The sequence below is a fragment of the Aeromonas sp. Prich7-2 genome (assembly GCF_017939255.1).
Taxonomy (GTDB): domain Bacteria; phylum Pseudomonadota; class Gammaproteobacteria; order Enterobacterales; family Aeromonadaceae; genus Aeromonas; species Aeromonas caviae.
The window spans coordinates 15976-21030 of sequence record NZ_JAGKRI010000294.1 but is presented as its reverse complement, the minus strand read 5'-3'; the positions used below and the strand labels follow the sequence as shown (position 1 = coordinate 21030).

Here is a 5055-nt window from a genome sequence, read left to right as displayed (position 1 = left end):
GTGTGCTAACGCCAGGAATCGCATGCGTTTCCTGGCGTTGGTTTCTGCCTTGGCGAGGGCCAAGAAATCGATTGGATCGGACATACTGAGTACAGTGAAACCAGAATAGAGCAATTAGATCACATCTTTAATCTGATTGGTATAACCGGGCAAACAGACGGATGGAGGCGATTTCGTACAGAGCATCTTCCATCGCGCCATCGCTCAGGTTGTACCAATGCTGCATGCAGTGAATGCGTAGCATGGTTTCCAGCGGATAAGGTCGCCGGCCACTACCAGCCTTGGGGTAAAACGGCTCGATGACTTCCACCATGTTTTGCCATGGCAGAATCTGCTCCATGCGGGACAAGAAAATCTCTTTTCTGGTCTGACGGCGCTTACTGCTGAATTCACTGTCAGCGAAGGTAAGTTGATGACTCATGATGAACCCTGTTCCATGGCTCCAGATGACAAACATGATCTCATATCAGGGACTTGTTCACACCTTCCCTTGATGAGGTCTGTTGCATAGGTGCGACAATCTGCTCTCGTCACGGGGTGGGCGAGGGGGGGGCTGTGAGATAACAACCCGCCCGATCTGTGCTCCGAACAGGCTGGATACGGTTACCGAGGTGCAATGCGCTGCGCTTGGTGCACCCTACGCCTGTTAACCGGCGTCGGTGCCGCGGGTTGGGTGTTGCCCCCTGTTGTTCGCTGAGGTGAGCCCGTTTGTCCAGGCCGCGAGGCAGGACGCCGAGCGAGCGCCGCTGGGCCAGGGAAGGCCCATCGGCGCGTGCCGTGGGACAAACGGGTGAACCGAGGGAACCCGACGCAGGAGGGCGAACAAGCGGGGGAGAAGACCTTTGGTGACTTTGGGTCTTTCCAAAGTCACTCGCCCAGCCGCGCAGCGGTAGCGAAACCCCGTCGAGGACGGAGTCCTCGCGTCCTGCGCGGCGAAGCCGTGCCATTGAGGCGTGGGGCGGCATTCGCCAGGCAATGACGTTACCCACCCCTCACCCTGACCCTCTCCCCCAAGGGGAGAGGGGAGCAAACCGAAGTCGCTGAGGCTGGCGGGCGAAATTCCGTCGAGGGCAGCGCCCTCGCGTCCTGCATGGCGAAGCCATGCCATTCACACGTGGTACGACATTGCACCAGGCAATGACGTTACCGACCCCTCACCCTAGCCCTCTCCCGCAAGGGGAGAGGGGACAAAGCCGAAACCCCATAGAGGACGGAGTCCTCGCGTCCTGCGCGGCGAAGCCGTGCCATTGAGGCGTGGGGCAGCATTCGCCAGGCAATGCCGTTACCCACCCCTCACCCTGACCCTCTCCCCCAAGGGAAGAGGGGATCAAACCGAAGTCGCCGAGGCTGGCGGGCGGAACCCTGTCGAGGACGGAGTCCTCGCGTCCTGCGCGGCGAAGCCGTGCCATTCAGGCGTGGGGCGGCATTGCATCAGGCAATGCCGTTACCCACCCCTCACCCTAACCCTCTCCCCCAAGGGGAGAGGGGATCAAGCCGAAGTCTCCGAGGTTGGCGGGCGAAACCCCGTCGAGGGCCGCGTCCTCGTGTCCTGCACGGCGAAGCCGTGCCATTGAGGCGTGGGGCGGCATTCGCCATGCAATGATGTTACCGACCCCTCACCCTGACCCTCTCCCTCAAGGGGAGAGGGGATGGTGACCGTGGGCGAATACGCGGCGGGAATCGACCCGGCACCCAGGGGCGAGGGCAGAGTTGTGCCCCTGTGTTTCGCATGGCGACGCCGCTTGGGGGCCGGTTATGCCAAAATGTGAACAAATCGATCTTTCCCCCGGTCAATCGCGGTCTGCCGCTTGTCGGGCCCGCCCCGAGTTGGCTAAGGTAGTCGCCCATCAGATGCACGCAGTAGTGGAGGTAGGCATGGATAAAATTTTGCTGGCGCTCTCGGAGCAGATGATAAACGCGCGGGATCTGGAGAGCCTGACCCGCCCCTTGCTGGAGATGCTGGCGTCGGTGACCGGGCTGGAGTCGACCTATCTCACCGAGATTGACCTCGGGCAAAGCACCCAGCATGTCCGTTATGCCCGCAATGTGGCCGGGCTGCAGATCCCCGAGGGGATGACGGTGGAGTGGAGCGATACCCTGTGTCGCCGTGCCATCGACGAAGAGATTGGTTACACCGATGACGTCGCCGCTCTGTGGGGGGACTCCCAGGCGGCCAGCGAGCTCGGCATTCGCTCCTATCTGAGCAGCCCGGTTCGCACCTCGACCGGCTCCCTCTATGGCACCCTGTGCGGTGCCAGTACCGAACAAAAACCCGCGGTGGCGGGGGCGCAGCAGCTCATCGCCTTCTTCGCGCACTTGATTGCCGAACAGGTGGAGCGGGAGCAACTGCTGCGGCAATTGCAGCAGGCCAACGACGAGCTCTCGCGCTTGGCCCTCTCCGATCCCCTCACCGGGCTCCCCAACCGCCGCGCCCTGATGCTCGAACTCACCCGCTTGTTCTCCCTGTCGGAGAGGGCGGGGCATCCGGTGCTCATCGCCTTTGTGGATCTCGATGGCTTCAAGGCCATCAACGACGAGTATGGCCACGAGGCGGGGGACAGGCTGCTCACCGCCATGGCGCGGCAACTGGGGGAGACCCTGCGTGGCGGCGATCTGCTGGCCCGTTTTGGGGGGGACGAGTTCGTGGCCGTGGGCATGGGGCCTTTCCCGGCCTCCGACACGCTGGATGGGGCGGTGTCAGCGTTTCGCCAGCGCCTGTTCGAGCACAGCGTGCTGTCACTGCCGGTGGGGGACAAGGTGATCCACTATCCCGGTGCCAGCGTGGGGGCGGTGGCCGTGATGCCGGCCGAGGTCAGCGTCGAGGAGGCGCTGAACCGGGCGATGCGAGCATGTATGCGGTCAAGCGCCAGCGCCGGGCCGCAGGGGAGGGCGGGAACCCGCCTCCTTCCAGTCAGGTGTCTGCCCCGCGATAGGAGCGGGGCGGGTTGAGAGGGCACAGGGTGGCGCGTCCACCCGGGTGCCAGTCTGTTTTCCCTTTTATCAGTTCGGAGCCCATACCATGGTTCATCTTCTTGTCCGCCGTGTGCGCGCCCTGGCCGGGCGGGCGGCCACCCTGGTGGCCGGACTCTGCGAGTTTCAGCAGCGCATCTGGGTGGTCAGCATCGTCAAGGAGTCCTACACAGATACCTTCGTGGTCAACGAAGGGGGCTTCGAGGAGCCCTTGCAATGGATGCGTCGCAAGGGCTACAGCGCCGAGATGCTGGCCAGGGTGGAAGCCATGGCCCGATCCCAGGTGCTCCAGCTCGAGTGCGCCGGGCAGCATCACCGTCTGATGCGGGTGAAATAGGGGCGAAGCCGCCCCCGGATGGCCTGCGCGGCACCGCCGCCCGGGCATTGACCACATATCCTGCCGCCCTCTTCGTGTCAGACGTGGCAAATGGGTCGCCAGTTATGATTTTTACGTGGTTCTCTCCGGTTTCAGACCGCCGGAGTAGACGCAAATAGCGGAGTTGTAGCTGTTGAAGGTGACCGCGTAGTTGAAATCGCAGAAATAGGCCGGGTGCTTGGTGGCGACAATGTCCCCCGCCTTGCATTTGTCCTGCATCCCCTCCACCAGGGTGTCGTTGTTTGACCCGAGACAGGCCTTGCCGGTGGTCTTGTCACCGCCGCAGGCCATCAGAAGGGCGCAGACCGAGAGACTCATCAACCATCTTAAATGCGAAAGGGGACTCCCTCCGACGTAGGTGGGAGGGGAATTTCGCCGGGGCGTCAGCCCCGCTGGTTTTGAATGTATTGCTTGATCACCTCCAACGGTGCTCCGCCGCAAGAGCCCGCAAAGTAAGAGCGTGACCAGAGTACGGGTTTGCTGTAAGCACCTCTCAAGTCCAGAAATTCATTACGCAGTCGCCTTGATGTGACCGCCTTTAACGAGTTCACCAGTACCGATAGCTGCACCGTTGGCGCGTACTCTATCAGCATGTGAACATGATCAGCCTCTCCGTCACACTCTTTCAGTTCCGCACCAAAATCTCTGCAAACCTCTGCCGCACACTGACCGAAGGGGGCGTGATGCAGATCCCCCAGTATCGGCTTTCGATACTTGGTGATAAACACCAAATGTACGTGCAAAATGTAGGCCGCATGGCGTGATTTATTAATTTTAGTGAATTGCATTCTGTCACTCAATCGGGCTTAATAGATATGGCAATAATGCTACACACTGAGCGCTAAATGCAAATTCTGAAAGCCTACAAATTCCGACTCGAACCGACCGAACAACAAGCGCAACGCCTGCGCCAGTTGGGCGGTTGTGCTCGTTATGTCTGGAATCACGGGCTGGCAGAGACAAAGCGCATTCTGGATGCTGGCGAAAAACTGCCTTCTGCCTTTGAGCTGAACCGGATGCTCACCAGTTGGAAGAAAGACCCAGAAATGGCCTTTCTGACCGAGGCATATACCGACAACCTCCAGCAGAAACTCAAAGACTTGCACGGCGCGTGGATGCGCTGCTTTGATAAAAAACTCGCCGCCAAGGCTCCCGTTTTCAAGAAGAAAAGCGACAACCGCGACTCAATCCGCTTCGTCAACTTCGACAAGTATTGCCGCCTTGAAAAAGGTCGCGTGAAGCTTCCTGCCGGGCTGGCGTGGGTCAAGTTTCGCCAGTCCCAGCCAGTTGAAGGAAAAATTAAAAACGCGACCGTCAACCAAGCAGCCGGGCACTGGTATATCTCCTTTCAGGTCGAGCAGGAGACGCTTGAGCCAATTCACCCCTCCGGCTCAATGGTCGGGCTGGATGCGGGGATCGCCAAGCTCGCAACCCTGTCAGATGGCACGGTGTTTGAGCCCGTCAACAGCTTCAAAACCAATCAGACCAAGCTGGCAAGGCTCCAACGCCAGTTGAGCAAAAAGGTAAAGTTCAGCAGCAACTGGAAGAAACAAAAAGCCAAGATCCAGCGGCTGCATTCACATATCGCCAACACCCGCCGCGATTACCTTCACAAGGTCACAACGACTATCAGCAAAAACCACGCGATGATCGTCATTGAGGATTTGAAGGTTGCCAGCATGTCAAAATCAGCAGCGGGCACGACCAGT

At 59.9% G+C, this 5055-nt stretch carries 4 protein-coding genes and 2 pseudogenes; 3 read left to right on the top strand and 3 right to left on the bottom strand.

The features are described from left to right. Nucleotides 1-142 precede the first annotated feature (142 nt). Nucleotides 143-421 (bottom strand): annotated as a pseudogene (locus J9892_RS21885) (transposase); the annotation flags it as partial. A 1454-nt stretch (nt 422-1875) separates the two neighbouring features. Here J9892_RS21885 and J9892_RS21880 point away from each other — a divergent pair. Further along, nucleotides 1876-2933, top strand: a pseudogene (locus tag J9892_RS21880) (sensor domain-containing diguanylate cyclase). Between the two features lie 86 nt (nt 2934-3019). Further along, entirely contained in the window at nt 3020-3307 is a 288-nt protein-coding gene (locus J9892_RS21875) for a hypothetical protein (RefSeq protein ID WP_042864058.1), read from the top strand. Between the two features lie 111 nt (nt 3308-3418). Here J9892_RS21875 and J9892_RS21870 read toward each other — a convergent pair whose 3' ends face one another. Further along, the gene (locus J9892_RS21870) at nt 3419-3664 is read right to left on the bottom strand and encodes a hypothetical protein (protein ID WP_198497572.1); all 246 of its coding nucleotides are present in this window, start codon (nt 3662-3664) and stop codon (nt 3419-3421) included. Between the two features lie 65 nt (nt 3665-3729). Continuing rightward, the gene (tnpA, locus tag J9892_RS21865) at nt 3730-4134 is read right to left on the bottom strand and encodes an IS200/IS605-like element ISAs26 family transposase (RefSeq protein WP_210538989.1); all 405 of its coding nucleotides are present in this window, start codon (nt 4132-4134) and stop codon (nt 3730-3732) included. 57 nt (nt 4135-4191) lie between these two features. On the opposite strand from tnpA, the gene J9892_RS21860 reads away from it, so the two are divergent. Beyond that, on the top strand, nt 4192-5055 hold an 864-nt coding region (locus J9892_RS21860; protein WP_210538987.1), incomplete at its 3' end, for an RNA-guided endonuclease TnpB family protein.

Excerpts from the sequence above, each read along its gene's own strand:
- J9892_RS21875 (WP_042864058.1), top strand. The coding sequence starts at position 3,020 with ATGGTTCATCTTCTTGTCCGCCGTGTGCGCGCCCTGGCCGGGCGGGCG.
- tnpA (WP_210538989.1), bottom strand. The coding sequence starts at position 4,134 with ATGCAATTCACTAAAATTAATAAATCACGCCATGCGGCCTACATTTTG.
- J9892_RS21870 (WP_198497572.1), bottom strand. The coding sequence starts at position 3,664 with ATGAGTCTCTCGGTCTGCGCCCTTCTGATGGCCTGCGGCGGTGACAAG.